Consider the following 19,298-nt stretch of genomic DNA (forward strand, 5'->3'; position numbering starts at 1 on the left):
GCCGTTCCATACATGACCGTAGCAGCGCGTGGAGGTCACTATCTACCAAGCGCCGGGCCGAATTTGTAATTGACCCGTGCCGTGATGAGATCGACATCCTGGTGGACGCGATCACCGCCAACGGCTGTTGGGAAGGTTACGTTGCTGCCCTGCATGAACAAATGGTCATACTCGACACCAGCTGACCAGCTCGGCGTGAGGCTGACTTCGATACCGGCGCCGAGCCCGCCACCCCAACGCACATCGTTGGTTCTGGCAATTTCAGTCCCAGTAGCCACTGAGTTGATGTGATAGGTGTTGCTGGTCACCGCAGCACCGCCCTTGGCGTAGAGCAGCACGGCATTGAACGCGTAGCCGACATGGCCGGTCAGCAAGCCGAACGCACCTGTCTTGGTGCCAATGATGCCTGCCGGGAAGGCGGTGCTGACATTGGAGCCGCTGAAGTCGGCCCAGTTGCCCTGACCTTCAATGCCGTAGATCGTGTTGAAGATCTGCCAACGATAGCCGATCTGGCCGCCGACGGTGCCCCCAGTCGAATTATGGCAGCCCTCGGAAGTGATGCCATTGAAATCCCGCCAATTGTGGCTGGATCTCCAGCCACCATTGATACCGATGTAGTAACCGGTCCAGTCGTTGATTGTAGCTACGATCTGCGGCGGGGGAGCCTTGATGTTGACGGGCTGTGCGGCGAAGTCCGCGCCAGATGCCGGAGCGGCCGCAGTGAGTGCGCAGATGCTTGCGGTCAGAATCAGCAAATTCTTTATTTCGAGTATCCTTCCTTTCGATGCCCCCCGGCGCGATGCGTCTTAACAAGATCATCGCGAATTGCTGTAAATGCAGCACCACATTGTTTCAAAAGAAATGAGTTGAATCGAACGCTGCGTCAGATGTGGAGCGTGCAACCATCGCAATGCATAGCCCGACCAAGATGCTCTGATCTGGGAGGCACATGCAGTGAGCGAAGGAAATTCCGGACCAAGCAATACTGAATGAACTGAAAGCCATGGATCGCCCCAGCGTCTCCTTCCAGAAAGCGACCCGCTGATGACGGCCTACGATGCGACCGAGCCGTCTGACGTGCTTAATTCTCACGTCACCCAACTCCGAAGCGCAAGCCGTGCACGGCTTGCCAGCGCACGATCGCTGTTCAGCGATTTTCGCCAAATCTAGGGAGTGCTGCCCCTGAACGACCAACTCGTCTTGCCGCCGGCTGTCCCGCCACCGTCTACGATCGTGGATCTAGCTGGCTGGTCTCGTAGCGTCAGGAGCTTTGCATCGGCAACGTCAGTCGAGACGCGGTGCAGCGCAGCAGAATAGTTGTAAAGGAAGAGTTCGACCGCGATATATCGAGGTTGCTCACATGCGGTCGTAACGCAGCCGAACGTTCCTGCAGTGGAGTGTGAGCAACTTTACTGTTTAAGTCGAGGGCGCCAGTTCTGCGCGCAAGTTGCGTATCGCCTCGTTCGCCAGATGCAAGGCATTCCGTTCGCCGTTCCTTATCGAGCACTGCAGGGAAGCTCGCAAGCGAGTATGAAGCACTGTCTTGTGATTGTGCGCCAGGAGCGGATCCTTCTCGACAAAGCGCCACGCCTTATCAAATGCGGCTACGAGAACCTCCGGCGTCTGCACTTGCTCGGATGAAATTTGATCCATCTCAAACTCCAATCGATATCCTGAACACAAAGAAGTAACTTGTTCAAAGCAGCGAGCGCCTGTGATCTATCCAGCAGGCAAGAGATCGGATCCTCAGGCGCGCTCGCGTGTCGAGCTGATCTCGGCGCTGAAATGGAATTTATATAGATGCTTGTTGAAGCGCGGATGACCGAATGGGGTGGCCCACCTCAATTCCAATGATTTTGAAATCATTTGAAGGCGAGCATGCGTTGCTCTGCCGATTGCCCCCATTTGCCTGCTGTCGGCGGTGGCTCTTCCAAGAAATCGGAAGATCGGTCCGGAGGGGATGTCTCGGGTTCTGTTGAATTTCTGAAGAGGTCGGCGTTGCCCACCTTGAGCCGGTAGGCTCGGGGTGCTGATTCCACAAAGGAGAGCAACGCCATGACGAGAGGCGTAGCGGCCAGCATCCTCGAAGGCCTCGACGAAATCCAGACTGTCGTCCGGTTGAAGCTGCCGAAGGAGCTTCGTCGATCGCTCGCCTGTACCAACATCGCCGAGAGCGTGATGGGCACCATTCGCCGCGTCACGCGCAACGTCAAACGCTGGCGGGATGCCGATATGGCCTTACGAATGGGTCGCGGCCGGCATGATCGAGGCCAACAACGGCTTCCGGCGATTGAAGACGCATAAGCAATTGTCGGTTCTGCGTGCGACCCTTCAAGCTCACCACGATCGCATGACGATCAAGCCCGTTGCCCACGTCACGAGGGCCGCGTAACATTCATTCCGGCAACGTCGGCCCGACGTAGTTCAACACCGATCGGGACATCCCCGGTCCGGACTAATCGACGCTACAGTCGTACCTGAGGAAAGTCGTTCACCACATTCGCAACCTCGAGCTAAGAAGCGGTCGAACCCAAGTACTGTCCGTTTTGTACGATGTCATATTCTAAGTGCGTGACGCAATCAGGACAGTGTTTGTTTGCTTTCTGACATATGTCGGCGGCGTGACCGTCGTCCCGTTGTTCGACCCGTGCGCATGACCCCGTGGTGTGACGTTTGCTTCTAGTGGGATGCAGTAGAGAAGCGGTGACGAGGTGCAAGGCAATTGTGATGATCTGGTTCGTGTCGTCCTGCAAGAAGCCATGGAGTGTAGTTCGTGGGGTAAGGGTCAATGCCGCCGGAACACGAGCGCCGAACCATTGAGCCCAACGTCAAACACTAGACCGGACGACGAGAAGGCCTTGCCTGTACTTCGGCACATGCGTTGCGTTCATTCGCCATCGCCCGTGCGGTTGGCTGCGGCATATAAAATATTACAGCTATGAAGTACCTGATACGGGAAAAGCCTAGCTGAGATCGAGGTGCAATCGTGTCCTCGCCCATGCAAGATCGCCTAGTGCGACAGCATCCGTTCGAATCCGACGTATTGACGGCCGCAGACGGACAAGGTCGGGTGGGGGCGACGCGCTCCGCGAGACGATAAGCAAATCCAATCTGAGGCTTGTTGCGGTGCTGGGTATGTTAAACCGCAGCACGCCATTGCCCCAGCTATGAATGGGTTCTGAGCGCGCCGTCAACCGACGGATAACTCGAAATAGAATCTTACTCCGCTGCACGCGACAGAATTAGCGTGGCGATCTTCATCTGGTTGGCAGGAGTGCGCAGAGCCTCAGGTAGGGCCGCCACTGCTTGATCGAAAAGGCGTCCTAAAACCTGAAGGTCTTCTGGATGATAGACACCGCGGTCTTGGGACATTCGCACTGTTTTCCCGTCGCCAGTGCGGCCACTGGTCCTCGCATCTCCGCGCTGACTGAGCGCTAGCTCCGCATTTATCATTTCGTTTGTGAGTGCATTAAGCAGTCGGATCGCTTCGAGCTCGTTGCCTTTTTCGCTGACGAGGGCGGCAACGATGTCCAGCTGCAGGTCGATGCGGTGGGTCAGGTCCTGTATATGTGAATTGCAAGGGTCAAGTTTCACGGGTTTCTCCAGAGTAATCAAAAGCAGGGTAGGCTGAGTAAAGAGGTGCCTCGTTTGTTCCGTTCGAGGGGCTGCAGGCGCGTGGCTAGAACAAATTGCGGCTGCAGAAAGCTGTGCAAGCGTACGGTCAGTCGAGAGCGGCGCATAGAATGAGATGACCACGGTGCAAGCTTGCAGGCAGCAGATGAGGACGGCCGGCGCCGAGCAGCACTGAGCGCGCAAGCGCAGTGAAAATCCCCGGCTGCGATGACATAGGGGAGCGCGCGGTGATACGGCGCAGCCGGTCTGGTCACGCAAGTCGACAGCAGTACCTCGTGGCCGGAGAAAATGTGTCTTGCAATGGAGTTGTCAGATAGCTGACAGCCTTGTATCGCCTGCAGGCCGTCACAGCCCCAGCTTGATGGCGCGGGCAGGCTGTTCAGGGCGACAAGTCCGGTTTGCCTTGGCTTTGCGCGCAGTTTACCTGTCCGAATTCTAGCCGGCGCACGCATGGATCCCATCCTATAAGAGTACGTGAGAGCCAATCTCCTGGGACGCCTTTAGCAGGATGACAAATAGGTCGGCGACCAAGCGGTAGATTGCGCGTGAGGCGTTGAGATTCTGCATCCAATTATAGGCGGCACGTGCTGCGATTTGCAGGATGGAGGAGTGTCATTTGGGATGCGGATACGGGGGGCTCGAGTTGCCCTGCAACGATGCTCAAAGCAAAAAGGGTTCATTGTCACACGTGGTTCGCGGAGTGTGCTTTCCGGAAATCGGCGACTGACTATGGGATATTTGGTTGAAGCCGGTAAAATCGAAAGTTTTGATGGGACGCATCCAACTCGCGGATAGGGCGTGCGACCGTGGACGACCCGTTCTCGGTGACGCACGATGCCAACCGCAAGTGAATAGAGCTCGCGCGTCATGCCGCCGGTCTCCAAATCAGTTCACATCACCGCCGACGACATCGGCCAAGAGGCCGCCATGATGGTGATCCAATCCTCATCGGTCTGTGGTCCTCCCGCTGAATAAGGCAGGAGGCCCTGAATACGCACGTTCGGCCGGACGACCGATCATAGATGGAGGTCGTGATGCGCAGCTCCTCTGAGGCGCTAACATCGGATATTCACTATCAGCCAAAGCTAGCGATGATTTCGGATCTGATTGCAGTTGCGGTGTATAGAGAAGCTTCCAGCGGAAGGTTCCCGAATGCAAGCTGGCAAAGTAGATAGTTGGCACCTGCTTCCTCCATCTGGTTAAGAAGGAGCCGTCGGACGGAAGCTGGCGTTCCGACGACGCATAATTCGCTCTCGAGCGCTGCATCGAAGGTCAGCGGCAGGGTAGGTGGTGTCGGAATGGCGTTCAGCTCGTAAACGAATCTAAAGCTTTCGAGCCATCGCTGATAAGCGGTTTCCGCTGCTACATGGGCGTCTCGGTCAGACTGCGCAATCACGATCATGCGGAGCAAACCAAGAAACGGCTCCCGATCGTCCGCGGTTGTAATGCGCGCTCGATGGGCGCGGAACGCATTCATAATGTTTCGGACAGCAGAGGAGCGGCCTAGGCAGGCCAGATTTGCGCCATTTGCAGCGGCCCACTCCGCCGACTCGGCCCGATTGCTCGTGATCCAGGTGGGGGGATATGGATGCTGATGAGGCCTCATGGTCAAAGGTATCTCGCTCAGCTCAAAGAATCGGCCGTGGTAGGATAGCATATGCCCCTTTAGCGCGGCATTTAGGATTTCGCTGGCCTCCTCATAACGCTCTGGCGCCGCGTCCGCGCTGATGCCGAAATAGCCCCATTCGGTCGGCAGCGAACCGCGTCCGATACCGAGCTCGAGCCTGCCGCCGCTCAATTGGTCAAGCATGCAGATCTCTTCGAATGCGCGCAAAGGATGATAGAGGTTGAGCAACAGGACTAGCGGACCAACGCGCAGTCTCCGGGTGCGCTGCGCGACGCTTGATAAAAACAGGTTCGGCGACGGTCCTCTACCATGTGGTGTGCAATGGTGCTCGGCCAGGTGATACGCGTAAAAGCCCAGAGAATCGCACACCTCCGCCAGCTTGAGACGATCTTCGTATTGTCGTGCGACATCGCGGCCGTCGTCGTCCAAATGGTCGAAAATGCCGCACGTTAGTCTTGAAGGAAGGCCACTTTTCACTTGATCATCTCCGCTTGTGGAACTGGAGTCCTGGTTGTCAATGCCGCCGTGCTCAAAGGCGGCTGGCTCGCTGTTTGACCGCTTTTGATCTTCTCGTCAGGGTGCGGTGCCCTGAGCTGCACGATGTGATTGGGTCATGAGGATCTACGGATGGAGGTCCCGACCACTACTTTGGCAGGAGTTCGCGAAGCGCCGCCACACCGAGCATGTGCTCGACCAGAAGCATCTTTAGCTTCGCGTTCTCCTCTTCCAGGGCCTTCAATTGCTTGGCCGCAGAAATGTCCATGCCGTCAAATGTGGCTTTCCAATTGTAGATCGCTGCTTCGGATGTCCTGTGCCTGCGAGCTAGGTCGGCTGCTTTCGCGCCAGCCTCGTGCTCCTTCAATATCGCGATAATTTGCTCCTCCGTGAATCTTGATCGCCTCATCTGTCCGCCCTTCTTGGGGCTGGACTTGCACTCCAGCTGGAGGAAATGCCCAATGAGAGGTCATCTGCCGCGCGCCGGCGCGAACGCTGGGTCGGAAGGTGGTCCAGAAGGATCGAGCTCAGCGAAGTCTGCTGCAACTTCCGGCCTTTCAAGCCTGACAGGCCGAAGGTTGTCCTAGAAGGCAAAACTGCGCGCAAAGATGCGGACGCCGATGGCATGGCTCACCACATTGACGTTGAAAATGTTCTGGATCGTGCGAATCGCCCCGATTTGCACGTCGCTGCGGCCGGCTTGGTGGCGGCTCCGCCCAAGGCAGAGGCGTCCCCTGTACATCGGCGTTGCTGTGTGATCGCAGCAACAAACCTCCCATTAAGTCGGCGGGCAGCGGGTTCTCATTGATGACAAGGTTGACGCAAGCCGCGTGGAGAGCGGTTCGGCTGGAGCGCCGATTGGTCGTTTTGTCGTGTGCAGTTCGCGGTGTTTTGCACGGTGCGGGACCGACCATAAGTTGCAGCACGCAACTGCATTTATCAGCATGCGTTCTTGATGGGGTAGATTGTCGCTGTAAATTGAGTTTCATGGCTACGTTGTGGGAAAGAACCGCCAGCACTTCGGTGACATCGCCGAGCCCGCTGCAGACTGCATGGCGAGCTTACTTGAGGAAGAGCCGGTGAACCAAAGCGGGCAACCATCGAGCTGATCAAATCAGGCTTGGCAAGGTCGAGTAGCAACACTGAGGGTGGCACGGGTACTATTTATCTATCATCGGACGTAACTCATTACCGAGCGGATCGACATCAGACAGCTCTGCGAGCGCTACAGCGAACACAAAAAAGGCTCCGAAAGCCGTGAGTATTAGAGTGCACGCGAGTATCGCTGCACCAAGATCGTGAGGGTGTCTCATCATCTGTGTCACCGGTTGAATTGCGGCAAGCGACGCGTCGCCCCGATCAGTTCTCCTCGACGGCTTCGACATGCCTGTCGCGCCAGCGGTAAACGAGAAAACCAGGAGCCGCGTTGTCTCCCTTGGAATCGAACAAGACCGGGCCGATCACTGCATCGATCGGCCGCGAACGAAGTGCGTCGGCGACTCGCGGAGCGTCGAAAGAGCCGGCCCGCTTCACCGCCTCTGCCCATGCTTGGACGGCTGCATAGGCGTAAAGCATGTAGCCTTCGGCGGACACGTTGGCGGCGTTGAGTCTGCCCGCAATGCCGGCCGTGTTGGCATTCTTGGCGGGGTCGGGCATGAAGGCGAACAACGTGCCATTTCCGGCACTGCTGGTAATGGCCCAAAATTCAGAGGTCATGAGCGGATCGTTCGCCATGATGATGAGGCCGGCACCTGCCACTTGTGTCTGGCGTACGATCAGTCCAATTTCAGTATGATATCCGCCGATATAGGCGACCCGCACCGCCTCCTTCTTCATCCTTGAGACCAGCGCCGCATAGTCCTTTTCGCCGGCCACATAGCTTTGTCGAATGACGTTCTCACCGGATCTCTGAAGCTGTCCTGCAACCACATCAGCAATGCCCTTACCCGCCGTGCTCTTGTCATCAAGCACTGCGATCGCCTCGTTATGGTGGTTTCCGTGAATGTACTCAGCTGCAACGAGACCCTGTTGGTCGTCGCGGCCGCAGATCCGAAACACCGTCTCAAGGCCTCGTTCTGTCAGCTGAGGGGTTGTCGAACCAGGTGATATTTGAATGATGCCGGCTTCGTCGTAGACGTCGGAGGCCGGGATGGACGAAGAAGAACAAAAATTGCCAACGACCAGCCGCACGCGCTCTGTTGTGAGCTTATTCGCAACTGCGACGGCGTGCTTGGGATCGTAGGCGTCGTCAACGACAGTCAATATCAGCTTTGTATCGGGAAGTAGGCCCGACGCGTTCAAGGTCTCGACGGCGGTAGCCGCTCCATCGCGCATTTGCGCGACAAACGGAGCGCTGCTTCCGCTCAAGGGACCGGCCAGGGCAATATTGACGTCGGAGGCGCGCGCAGTCGAGGCGAGGGCGCAGAAGAGCAGTGCTGCACTTGCAGCTAAAGCGTAACGCCTATCCAACATTGTAGAGCTCCAATGCTCACCTGAAGTGAACCGCTAGAGGCCGCGGCCCGACTTACTTCCCGATATCGATGCGGTTGTTGCTGCCAAGCGAAGCTCATGCGCGTCAGCTCGGCCGCACCGCTGCCACGGTAGAGCCTACAATTTGACGTTACGTGCGGTTCAAGCCCCTTTTTGAGGAAACATCTGACCATGGCGTCGACGGGAGGATCGACGAGGCCAGGCGGAAAGATCGGTCCGGTTGAGCCGCACACTCAGCCGCCGCGCATCAGAGCCAGTGTCCCGAGGCGTTATCGGTTCTCCTCTAGATGACCAAGACCGACGGACAATCCTGCGCGCGTCCCTGCTTCAGGCCATCAGTACGGCTGATCCTCCAACCCGGCAAGGGCGAGATCGAGATACTGCATGAGACTGGGATCCCAACCAGCCAGACTGCGGGGGGCACTTAAGCGCGCAAGGACCTTCAGGATCGTCGAAACGCGCGAATCAGCTCCGGCGATTTCGCTGATCAGCATCCGCGCCGCAACCGCGACAGCCTTTGCTCGCTCACCGCAGGGGTGTTCGCCTCTATCCATACAATCGCGCAGTTCGTCGCGGATCCGCCGCCACCGCTCCTCGCGCTCTGCAGCCAACTTGCATGTGCATCGGGACGTCCGACGGCGCGTCTCGACCCGAGACATGGCATCCAAGGTGGCGGGCAGCTCATCTACACTTACCTGGCTTTCACGATCTGTCGTCATGTCGCGTAAGCGATCTCGCAACAGGGTTGTTCGAGCGACTTGAAGTTCTATCCGCTCCAAATGTTTGCGCAGTAGGTCAATCAGTGAAGTCTTGCCCTCCATCGCTTTGCCGATCTCTAAAAGGGAAAAGCCAAGCTCACGTAGCGCTCGAATCTGATGAACCCGTTGAACGCTTTCACGATCGTACATCCGGTGACCGCCGTCTGTACGTTCTGACGCGGCTAAGAGCCCCGTGTGTTCATAATGATGCAGCGCGCGCACCGTTACTCCGGTCGCCTCTGCAAGTTCGCCAATGCGCCATCGACGCCTTCGTGGTGTAGCTCTGCTCATGTTGTTCAATTTCAAAGCCTACAACCTGACGTCACGTATGATTCAAGCTATTTCAAAGCTCTAGCCGGATCGTCTTCCATTCCAGCGTAAGAGATGGTGACTATCCTTAGAATGGCTGGCGATCAACCCTGTGGGGAGATGGTGGTCAACAAGTTCATCAGGCTTGCCAGCCCGGACGCGCCGATCTCTGTACGTTCCAAGATGAGTTTGGCGACCGCCGTTCGATTTTCAGGCGTTCGCATCGATGGCGGTAACGCTGTGATTGCACCATCAAAGAGGTTTCCCAAGATCGAGAGTTCTTCCGGATCGAACACGCCGCTGTACTGTTTCAACGTTCGGCTCCTTGTTTGCCATTGCGTCAAGGCGGCGCACGTCGTCAAGACGTTTGGCCGCCGTAGGGCCAAAAGAAGTCAGACCGGCGGCGCAGAGCGATGAAGACGCGGATCGCTTTAAGGTGATGCGACAAGGCAACACAGTTGCGCGGTGTTTTGCAAATTTCACGAGCGATTCCGGTCATCTGCGTAATCTATCGGCGTGCCGGCTGTGCGTCATGTCGCGCCCGGCGAAGCGCATCGGCTGCGCGCATTAGGAGCACCTACTGGTTTTGAGAGTGGACGGCTAGCAGCTTCGAGCTCATCTTAGTTATGAGGCTGCTACGCAAGGCAGCCTCGGAACGTGAGGGCGTGGCTTGAGCGAGGCGTTGAGCATGTGGTGCTTCGTCTCTGATGCGCGGCCATCAAAAAAACAGGCGGCTTGAGCCGCCGCCCGCACGTCGGGGATATCAATGTGCGAGTCTCGCGACAGCCTCATGATGGCCGCCGGGCAGTGAAACTGCGGGACGCTCATGAGCAAAGAATGAGTTTCAGGGGAAGTGGAATTGCGGCTGTCGAGACATGTAGCCGGATGCAAGCTTCGCCCATTTTGCAAGAGTCTTACGACAGCCGGGAGGTAGCTCTCGCCAAGCGTCCTTCAGTATCCGCTTGTTCCGAAGCGCAGATCATGGAGCGCTCGTCTGGCGCAGATGTCATGCGGGGCGCCTCCTGCAATAATATCTCTCGCACCCAGATGCTTTCCGGATCGCTGTTGTGAAGGACGGGCCATAGGACCGCTTCGATAAAGGTGGGGAACGGCTGCGCAAGCTCGGCAATCCGGAGGGGCACCGTCCTTTCGAAATGCTTAACGAGCCTTAATGGTATGGCCCCGATGCGTCTCGTGCCCACCCGCATCGGCGGGATCATGCCGTAGCTCTGCACGAGAACGTCGGTGCGTCGGTTGAGGCCGCGATCGGGCAAAAGCACTCCTCGATGGGAGGGTTGCGCGCAACTCCGACCTTAACCGCGACGTGGCCCATTGACATATATCGATGTAAGCCGTCGCCGTAGCTGATCGTTCGTACCGCAGCCTACACACAAGCCTCTCCTCGAACAAGGCTGTACGCGGGTGCACGCTGGACATGAATAGTTCCGGGAGGATAACAAAATTAACCTCGCCGCGCCGGACTAGCTCATCGTGCTCATCGGCGAGCGTCACCAGTTCGAAGCTGACGGCGGGTGCGTCGCGCGCGACACGCTCTACGACATGTCGGAAGAATACGACCGCTTTGGAGCCGGAAAGGCCGATCCTGAATCGCCGAGTCGATTGCGCGGGGTCGAACGCGTCTCGGGCGATAATGGAGAGTTGGATGTGCATCAGAGCCTCGCGAACGGGGGCGCCAGTCCCTCCGTGCGTGAGGTCGGGACAAGTTCCCGGCCTCTCATTGCAAACAGCTCATCACGGAAATAGGAGCGCAGCCGGACAACGGCTGTGCTCATGGCCGGCTGACTGAGGTTAATCTTGCGTGCTGCTGCGGTAAGGCTGCGCTCAGTCATTAGAAGCATCGAGGGCGACGAGATAGAGTCCATGCCCTAGAAACGCATGTCTTATTTATCCGACGCGATCGTCTTTACAGTTCGCACAATGAGTGGCAACGGTCCAGGGCCATTGGCAGACCAGCCAAAGTGACTATCGCGCCGTAGCCATGAGTTCGCTCGATGCGCCCATCGACGTCCGCCAGCCCAGCGTTAGGCTGGAGGCAAAACTCCAACCTGACGCAGTGTCAGATTCAAGCGTTTAATTTAATTGGCGGGGTCTCGCGAACTGGGCCTGCAAGCGCCTCCGCGCCGGGCGTCGGGACGAGCTCGCGACTGTCATCGTAAACAATTCATCGCGAAAGCAACTGCGCAGCCGCGCGACCGCGGCGCTCATGGCGGGCTGGCTCAGGTCAATTTTCGCGCCGTCGCTGTGAGGTTGCGTTCCGTCATCAGAGCATCGAGCGCAACGAGAAGGACTAGATCAGGTCCCCTGAACCGCATGCTGTGAGTCTATCCATTGTGTGGATGGGTTCTATAGAAACAATCGATTTTACCAAATTGTGGAATGTTGGATAGCAAACATCAGTTTGGAAAATGAATTGGGCATACGACGATGGCTGCTGGTCCTACGCGGGCTCCGATAAAAACTCCTGAACGTGCGAGGATCTGCCGAAACGGTGTGGGATGTGGGTATCGCTGCCCCACGCCAGTTGCGTCGCGTCCTCTCGATGCGACGAGCACGCGATGCGACGCTAGGCAGGTCCCGATAAACCTTCGTATGTCTGTTCCATCCCTTTTCATATTGCCGGTTTACCCGCGTACACTTGAGGGTGTGCTCGGCCTCACCTTACTGTCGCGGCCAAGCGGCGTGCTCAGATTGCGGATGCTAAATATTCGGCGGCTCGCCAAAAGGCGAGCCTGTCCATCGCAACTCAAGGCGTGTCGAAGATGCATAGCACCGAAGTTGATCGGTGCCAGTCGGGTGCGCCCTTGATGAGCTCTCACGCATCGATGGCGAGCCCTCCGATGCGGCAGCGCCGATCGTGATCTTGGACGAGGCGGAGCCTCTCCATGGTGCAGATAGGCGCTTGGGAATCCATTCCGAGTCGGTCTGCTCTCGCGCGGTCTGCGAGGAAAGCCGAGCGCGGATGCCGCATGCCAGCGCATTTCAGATTGATCACCGGTTCGGCAAATAGCGAGTTGCTTACGTGACCATCTCCGCTCTCACCCCCACTTGCGCAGGGAAGTCCGCCATGAACATTGCGTCTGCGGAAGGGCCCTCCGCGCGCACTCAAGTCCAGTGGAGCCTTCGCTGGGAAAACGAGCTGCAGCTCGCCGATCATGCCGACCTTGCCGACTTCTTCCGTAAGAGCTACGGGCCGACCGGCGCGCTCAATGCACAGCCATTCGAAGATAATCGAAGTTGGCCCGGTGCAAGGCCTGAAGTCCGCATAATCGGTGACGACGCGCGCGGTGTCGCTGCTCTGATCGGTCCACTACGCCGCTTGATCAAGATTGGTGGTATCGATCTTCTCGTGGCCGAACTGGGACTCTATGCCGTGCGTCCGGATCTCGAGGGGCTTGGAATCAGCCACTCAATGCGCGTGATGTACCCTGCGCTGCAGGAGCTTGGGATGCCGTTCGGTTTTGGTGCGGTCCGGCCCGCCCTTGAGAAACATCTTACCAGACTGGTCGGAAGGCAGGGGTTGGCGACCCTCATGTCTGGCGTTCGGGTCCGCTCCACCCAGCCAGATGTCTACCCTAATTTGTCGCCGATCCGTATCGAAGACGAGCTCGTGGTGGTGTTCCCGCTTGGACGCCCAATAGGCGAGTGGCCAGCCGGGACGATTATCGATCGGAACGGGCCCGAGCTGTGAACGAACTCATTCCCTTATCTGCGGTGCGGCGCGACTACGGTGACGTCAGCGGAGGTCGCTCGGTGTACTTGACCTTCGATGACGGGCCCAATCCATTCTGCACGCCGGATGTTCTTGATGTGCTGACGCATCATCGGGTGCCCGCGACGTTCTTCGTTATCGGCACGTACGCGGCCGACCAACCTGAACTCATTCGACGAATGATCGCCGAAGGGCACGAGGTTGCAAACCACACGATGACGCATCCGGATCTGTCCAGATGCGAACCAGCGGAGGTACACGATGAGGTGCTAACGGCGAGCAGGGCGATCCGTTTGGCATGCCCGCAGGCGTTGCCCAGGCACATGCGGGCACCCTACGGCATATGGACACAAGACGTGCTTGCTACGTCAGCCAAGGCTGGCCTGGCAGCTGTGCACTGGTCGGTCGATCCGAGAGATTGGTCGCGCCCTGGGGTTGATTGCATCGTGAATTCAGTGCTGGCGGCTGTTCGCCCGGGGGCAATTGTGCTCCTGCACGACGGATATCCCCCCGGCGAGGAGAGATCGTGCACGGATGCCACTTCGCGTGATCAGACGACGAGGGCGCTGTCATATCTGATTCCCGCACTCCAACGGCGCGGGTTCGAAATCCATCCGCTTCCTCAACTTCATTGAACAAAACTGGCACCTCATGGACCTGCTCGCTACAACCAGTGCTGTCGTCGTTTCGTCTTATGCGCTGCTCTCGACCGTCTACAAGTGCGCGCAAGCGCTTTACGCTCAGCCGGCCAATCCCTTACCGCTGCGGGGCGATTTCGGACAAGCCGAGGTGGCTCTGCCCAGCGTAGATGTCATCGTGCCGTGTTTCAACGAGGACCCAAACACACTCTCTGAATGTCTCGCGTCGATTGCAAACCAGGACTACGCTGGAAAACTGCAAGTTCACGTGGTCGATGACGGATCCGCAAAACGCGACCTTGTAGATCCGGTACACACAATCTATGCGAACGATCCGAGGTTTCGCATCATTTTGCTGGCCAAGAACGTCGGAAAGCGCAAGGCGCAGATTGCTGCGATACGTGGCTCTTCCGGCGATCTGGTCCTCAACGTCGACTCGGATACGATACTTGCCGCTGACGTAGTCACGAAGCTTGTGTTGAAGATGCAAAACCCTGACATCGGCGCGGTCATGGGGCAGTTGATAGCCAGCAATCGCAACGAAACCTGGCTGACCAAGCTGATCGATATGGAATATTGGCTGGCTTGCAACGAGGAGCGCGCGGCACAGGCTCGTTTCGGTGCGGTGATGTGCTGCTGTGGGCCATGTGCCATGTATCGTCGCTCTGCGCTCGCCTTGCTGCTTGATCAATACGAAACGCAATTCTTCCGTGGAAAGCCAAGTGATTTCGGTGAGGATCGTCATCTAACGATCCTCATGCTCAAGGCGGGGTTTCGAACCGAGTATGTCCCCGATGCAATCGCGGCAACAGTGGTGCCTGACAGCCTTGGGCCATATCTTCGGCAGCAACTTCGCTGGGCCCGCAGTACCTTTCGGGACACGTTTCTTGCGTTGCGCCTCCTGCCAGGGCTCGATGGTTATCTCACGCTAGACGTTGTCGGGCAAAATCTCGGCCCCCTGCTTCTCGCCTTGTCATCACTGGCTGGGCTCGCACAGTTCGTCATCGGCGGGTCGGTGGCCTGGTGGACGGTGCTGACGATTGCAGCAATGACGATGGTCCGGTGCAGTGTGGCAGCGTTCCGTGCTCGCGATATGCGGTTTCTCGCCTTCTCGCTCCAAACGCCCATCAACATCTTTCTCTTGCTGCCGTTGAAAGCCTATGCGCTTTGTACATTGAGCAACAGCGATTGGTTGTCGCGCAAAGTCATCAGCGCGACAGCCGAAGAAGAAAAGAAGGCCGTCATCCCGCTCGCGACCAGCGGAATAAGCTCTGCAACAAGTGGGGTGAGTTCTGGCGCAATTCCTAAGCCGGGGCTTTTGGACCGCCCATCGAGCGTGGCCGCGACGAAGAGTGTTTGCGGTCGCGATCGATCGAGCGCCTACAAATAGGCTAAATGCCTCGTGACACCGGACAACAACTACCAGCTATTGGAACGCGGGTTGGCTGTCGACGATCCATGGCGCCCCGACAGCAATTCGTTCGAGCAGGAGCGTTACGCGCAAATGCTCCGGATCTCGCGTTGCAACGGGGATGTTGCGCATGCTCTCGAAGTCGGATTTGCTGCCGACGCATTCACCGAGATGCTGGCGCCCCATTGCCAACGGATCACCGTGGTCGATGTCATGCCACAGGCGATTGAGCGAGCGCGCCAACGAACCAAGAGGTGGTCACATATCGCGTGGATAACCTGTGACATCAAACGGTTCTCAACCGCCGAGCAGTTCGATCTGATCGTCGTGGCCGAGGTGCTTTACTACCTCAAGAACATTGCCGAGATGCACGCGGCTATCCGCAACCTGGTGAGTATGCTTGCCCCAAATGGGGCTCTGGTTTTCGGGTCCGCGCGTGATGCCACGTATCAACGCTGGGGTCACGCTGCTGGTGCTGAGACGGTGATTGCTCTCTTCAACGAGAGTCTATCAGAGGTCGAGCGTCTGCATTGCCAGACCGAATCGGTCAACGAAGACTGCTTGCTCGTCCTGTTCCGGAAGCCGAGTCACTCGTCAGAACAATCAAATGTCGGTCATTAGGCCAGGGGGGCGTATGCGCATCTGCGGCATCAAGTTAACACATGACGGGGCAATTGCTGTCGTCGAGGACGGGCGGCTTGTGTTTTGCACCGAGCAAGAGAAGCGCGGCAACAATCCATGCTATCAATCCGTCGACAATCTCGATGCAGTCGTGCTCGCCTTGGCGGAGCATGGCCTGCATCCGCGAGATATTGATCAGTTCGTCATTGACGGCTGGGATGGGGAGATTGAGTCGCAGTTCCAGGTTCTCAGTGGGGCTGTGCCGATCGCGCTGAAAGGGGCGCCCTATGTCGAGCGCCATGCTGAGGGCCTTCTTGATTTCGTCGACGGCTTTGGCCTGATCCTCGGCGGCAAGGTGTTTCCCTATAAGAGTTACCCGCACGTCACGGGCCACGTCGCGTCAGCATATAGCACCAGCCCCTTTGCCAGTGTCGGAAAACCGGCGTTCTGTCTGGTATGGGGCGGCTGCATCTTTCCACGTCTTTACTATGTTGAACCTCGGGGGGCGCGGCTCATTGGATGCCTGTTTCCGATGATCGGTCACGCCTATGCAGCCGCCGGCCTTCACTTCGGGCCTTACAGGCAGCCGAATCGCTCCAGTTGGGACTTAGGCATCGCCGGCAAGCTGATGGCTTACATCGCGCTTGGCTCTGTCGACGAAAGCATCGTGGCAGTGTTTCAGGAGCTCTACGAAAAGCGCTTCGCGGCCGACACGGAGCAGGCTCGTCGCTACCGCGCGGACATCAACAATGAGGAAGCGTCGCTTGCAGCTATGCACGACTTTTTCGAAGCAAGCGCACTGCGCCTGAAGGCCAAGCGAGCGGAGGACGTCCTTGCGTCGTTTCATGTGTTCCTGGAACGGCTTCTTGTCAGAGAAATTGCGATGGTTCTGCTGCGGCACTCGTCGTTGCCGGGAGCGCGAAATCTATGTGTAGCCGGTGGTTGCGGTCTCAATATCAAATGGAACAGTGCGCTTCGCTCGACGGGATTGTTCGATGATGTCTGGGTGCCGCCATTCCCGAATGACAGCGGCTCGGCAATCGGCGCTGCTTGCAGTGCGATGGCGACGCAAAATGGGTTCGGGCCATTGGAATGGTCAGTCTACAGTGGTCCGGCCCTGCACGCTGGTGAGGTTCCGTCGGACTGGGGGGTGGCGCCGTGCAGTCTGCGTGAACTTGCGGTCATTCTCGCCGACAACAAGCCGGTAATCTTCCTTTCCGGGCGCGCCGAGCTTGGGCCGCGGGCGTTGGGCGGTAGAAGCATTCTTGCAGCCCCGACCTCCCCGGCAATGAAGGATCATCTCAACGAGATTAAGCGTCGCGAGCACTTCCGACCGGTGGCGCCGATTTGCCTTGAGGATCGCGCGCCAGACATCTTCAGCCCAGGTACGCCAGATCCTTACATGCTGTTCGATCACCAGACTCGAGCGGAATGGCGCGACAAGGTCCCCGCTGTCGTCCATCTGGACGGCTCTGCGCGGTTGCAGACAATCTCCCGCAACTCTCCGCACAAAATCGCCGAGCTCCTCGTCCAATTTGAGCAACTCACGGGCATTCCGCTGCTCTGCAATACGAGCGCCAACCTCCACGGACGTGGATTCTTCCCGGATGCTGCTGCGGCCTGCCAATGGGGACGTGTTGAGCATGTGTGGTGCGAGGGCTTGCTCTGGACAAAAGCGGCCGTAAGGAAGCCAACGCCGGCTGAACGACTTCTGTCGGCCTAAGATGAACATGTCCACCGCAGCAATCGACCTTGCCGGCGTAAGCAAGTCATTTGGCGACAAGATCATCGTCAATGAGCTGTCGTTCTCGGTTGCGCGCGGAGAATGCTTCGGCCTGCTCGGGCCGAATGGCGCCGGCAAGAGCACGATTGCGCGTATGCTCCTCGGGATGATGTCGCCCGACGAAGGCAAGATTACAGTCCTCAATGAGCCTGTGCCTGCACGCGCTCGTGTAGCACGTGTGCGCATTGGCGTGGTACCGCAGTTCGATAACCTTGAACTCGAGTTCACCGTACGAGAGAACCTGCGGGTTTTTGGCCGCTACTTCGGCATGAGCGCTCGCAAGATCGAGGCGGTCGTACCCTCGTTGCTGGAGTTTGCGCGTCTCGAAAGCAAGGCGGACGTGCGCGTCGCCGCGCTGTCGGGCGGCATGAAACGGCGGTTGACGCTTGCGCGTGCCCTGATCAATGACCCGCATCTGCTCGTCATGGACGAGCCCACGACTGGCCTTGATCCGCACGCACGCCACTTGATTTGGGAACGCCTGCGAGTTCTGCTTTCGCGCGGCAAGACGATCCTCTTGACCACTCACTTCATGGAAGAGGCCGAACGCCTGTGTGATCGGCTGTGCGTGCTCGAGAGTGGACGCAAGATCGCCGAAGGCAAGCCGGACGCGTTAATCGACGAGCATATCGGATGCAACGTGATCGAGATCTATGGCGGTGATCCACATGAGCTCACTGAGCTGGTCAGGCCTTACGCGCGGCACATCGAAGTGAGTGGAGAGACGTTGTTCTGTTATGCGCAATATCCGGAGCAGGTACGTGTGCAACTGCGCGGGCGAGCGGGCCTTCGCATTCTGCAGAGGCCGCCGAATCTCGAAGACGTGTTTTTGCGGCTGACTGGGCGCGAGATGGAGAAATGAAAGATGGGTGAAAGTTATGCCGCGCTGATGCCCACTAACGCGTCCAACTGGATCGCGGTATGGCGTCGAAACTTCCTGGCTTGGAGGAAGGTCGCACTCGCATCGGTTCTCGGCAACCTCGCAGATCCCATAACCAACCTGTTTGGCCTTGGCTTTGGCCTCGGACTAATCGTGGGCCGCGTTGAGGGGACCTCGTACATCGCGTTTTTGGCAGCGGGCATGGTCGCGATCAGCGCCATGACGTCCGCGACCTTTGAAACCCTGTATGCAACCTTTGCTCGGATGGACGCCAAGCGCACCTGGGAAGCAATCCTGTCCACACAACTCACGCTTGGCGATGTCGTTCTGGGCGAATTGGTGTGGGCGGCCAGTAAGTCCGTTCTGGCCGGAACAGCAATCGGGATTGTCGCTGCGACGCTGGGTTATGCGTCCTGGCCGTCCATTTTGTATGCGATGCCGACAGTCGCCCTAACCGGCCTTGTCTTCGCAAGTCTGGCAATGGTCGTCATATCTCTTGCGCCAAGCTACGACTATTTCGTGTTTTACCAGACGCTCATCCTGACGCCCATGGTGTTTTTGTGTGGTGCTGTCTTTCCGATGAGCCAATTGCCGAGCTCATTTCAGCACGTCGCCGGCCTGTTGCCACTGGCGCATTCGGTCGACCTGATTCGCCCGGCGATGCTGGAGCACGCGACCAGCGGCGGCGCTGCCCTCCATGTCGGTGCGCTTTGCGTCTACGCGGTAGTGCCCTTCTTCGTGTCGACGGCATTGTTTCGGCGCCGACTGCTGCGTTGACGAAATTCACAATGCTCTGTGCCCTGGGTCAACGCGGCGTCAACTGCCACAGGAGTAGCTGCAATAGCTTTAGAAGGACGCAATCAAGCCAGGTGTACGCCGCCGGTTCGGTCGTTCGGCACGGAACGGTCATCCATGCCTCTATG

General features: G+C 57.9%; 14 protein-coding genes and 4 pseudogenes. 8 read left to right on the top strand and 10 right to left on the bottom strand.

Annotation, left to right across the window (positions count from 1 at the left end):
* Positions 1–38: 38 nt before the first annotated feature.
* Together H8B02_RS14785 and H8B02_RS14790 are read right to left on the bottom strand one after the other, a co-directional pair.
* Complete coding sequence (locus tag H8B02_RS14785) at positions 39–764, bottom strand: outer membrane protein (RefSeq protein WP_229166935.1); 726 nt, start codon at positions 762–764, stop codon at positions 39–41.
* A 652-nt stretch (positions 765–1,416) separates the two neighbouring features.
* Entirely contained in the window at positions 1,417–1,653 is a 237-nt protein-coding gene (locus tag H8B02_RS14790; protein WP_229166912.1) for a hypothetical protein, read from the bottom strand.
* Between the two features lie 414 nt (positions 1,654–2,067).
* On the opposite strand from H8B02_RS14790, the pseudogene H8B02_RS14795 reads away from it, so the two are divergent.
* Positions 2,068–2,392 (top strand): annotated as a pseudogene (locus H8B02_RS14795) (IS256 family transposase); the annotation flags it as partial.
* Between the two features lie 827 nt (positions 2,393–3,219).
* Here H8B02_RS14795 and H8B02_RS14800 read toward each other — a convergent pair.
* The 8 genes and pseudogenes from H8B02_RS14800 to H8B02_RS14835 all read right to left on the bottom strand — a co-directional run.
* Positions 3,220–3,594, bottom strand: coding sequence for a NolY (locus H8B02_RS14800; protein ID WP_229166913.1), 375 nt, complete (start codon positions 3,592–3,594; stop codon positions 3,220–3,222).
* Positions 3,595–4,708: 1,114 nt separating this feature from the next.
* Complete coding sequence (locus tag H8B02_RS14805) at positions 4,709–5,737, bottom strand: LLM class flavin-dependent oxidoreductase (RefSeq protein ID WP_229166914.1); 1,029 nt, start codon at positions 5,735–5,737, stop codon at positions 4,709–4,711.
* 169 nt (positions 5,738–5,906) lie between these two features.
* Positions 5,907–6,164 (bottom strand): annotated as a pseudogene (locus H8B02_RS14810) (transposase); the annotation flags it as partial.
* A 950-nt stretch (positions 6,165–7,114) separates the two neighbouring features.
* A complete protein-coding gene (locus tag H8B02_RS14815; RefSeq protein ID WP_229166915.1) occupies positions 7,115–8,227 on the bottom strand; it encodes a branched-chain amino acid ABC transporter substrate-binding protein in 1,113 nt (370 codons plus the stop codon).
* Between the two features lie 353 nt (positions 8,228–8,580).
* Entirely contained in the window at positions 8,581–9,294 is a 714-nt protein-coding gene (locus H8B02_RS14820; protein WP_229166936.1) for a MerR family transcriptional regulator, read from the bottom strand.
* Positions 9,295–9,416: 122 nt separating this feature from the next.
* Positions 9,417–9,626 carry a hypothetical protein gene (locus H8B02_RS14825; RefSeq protein ID WP_229166916.1) on the bottom strand — a complete coding sequence of 70 codons (210 nt, stop codon included), beginning with the start codon at positions 9,624–9,626 and terminating at the stop codon, positions 9,417–9,419.
* A 600-nt stretch (positions 9,627–10,226) separates the two neighbouring features.
* Positions 10,227–11,217: pseudogene (nodD2, locus tag H8B02_RS14830) on the bottom strand (transcriptional regulator NodD2).
* A gap of 205 nt (positions 11,218–11,422) precedes the next feature.
* Positions 11,423–11,645 (bottom strand): annotated as a pseudogene (locus tag H8B02_RS14835) (LysR family transcriptional regulator); the annotation flags it as partial.
* 752 nt (positions 11,646–12,397) lie between these two features.
* Here H8B02_RS14835 and H8B02_RS14840 point away from each other — a divergent pair.
* Genes H8B02_RS14840 through H8B02_RS14870 form a run of 7 tightly spaced genes read left to right on the top strand, consistent with a single transcriptional unit; the run spans position 12,398 to position 19,152 of the window.
* Entirely contained in the window at positions 12,398–13,021 is a 624-nt protein-coding gene (locus H8B02_RS14840) for a NodA family N-acyltransferase (protein WP_229166917.1), read from the top strand.
* A complete protein-coding gene (nodB, locus tag H8B02_RS14845) occupies positions 13,018–13,677 on the top strand; it encodes a chitooligosaccharide deacetylase NodB (RefSeq protein WP_229166918.1) in 660 nt (219 codons plus the stop codon). Before H8B02_RS14840 ends, nodB begins: the two co-directional genes overlap by 4 nt.
* Before the next feature lie 16 nt (positions 13,678–13,693).
* Entirely contained in the window at positions 13,694–15,070 is a 1,377-nt protein-coding gene (gene nodC / locus H8B02_RS14850; RefSeq protein ID WP_229166919.1) for a chitooligosaccharide synthase NodC, read from the top strand.
* 12 nt (positions 15,071–15,082) lie between these two features.
* The gene (gene nodS, locus H8B02_RS14855; RefSeq protein WP_229166920.1) at positions 15,083–15,712 is read left to right on the top strand and encodes a nodulation methyltransferase NodS; all 630 of its coding nucleotides are present in this window, start codon (positions 15,083–15,085) and stop codon (positions 15,710–15,712) included.
* Between the two features lie 13 nt (positions 15,713–15,725).
* Entirely contained in the window at positions 15,726–17,435 is a 1,710-nt protein-coding gene (gene nodU, locus H8B02_RS14860; RefSeq protein ID WP_229166921.1) for a nodulation protein NodU, read from the top strand.
* A gap of 7 nt (positions 17,436–17,442) precedes the next feature.
* Complete coding sequence (gene nodI / locus H8B02_RS14865) at positions 17,443–18,357, top strand: nodulation factor ABC transporter ATP-binding protein NodI (RefSeq protein ID WP_512699908.1); 915 nt, start codon at positions 17,443–17,445, stop codon at positions 18,355–18,357.
* A gap of 3 nt (positions 18,358–18,360) precedes the next feature.
* Positions 18,361–19,152, top strand: a complete 792-nt coding sequence (locus H8B02_RS14870; protein WP_229166923.1) for a nodulation factor ABC transporter permease subunit NodJ — start codon at positions 18,361–18,363, stop codon at positions 19,150–19,152.
* The last annotated feature ends 146 nt before the right edge of the window (positions 19,153–19,298 follow it).

Source organism: Bradyrhizobium altum, assembly GCF_020889705.1.
In the GTDB taxonomy this organism is placed as follows: Bacteria; Pseudomonadota; Alphaproteobacteria; order Rhizobiales; family Xanthobacteraceae; genus Bradyrhizobium; species Bradyrhizobium altum.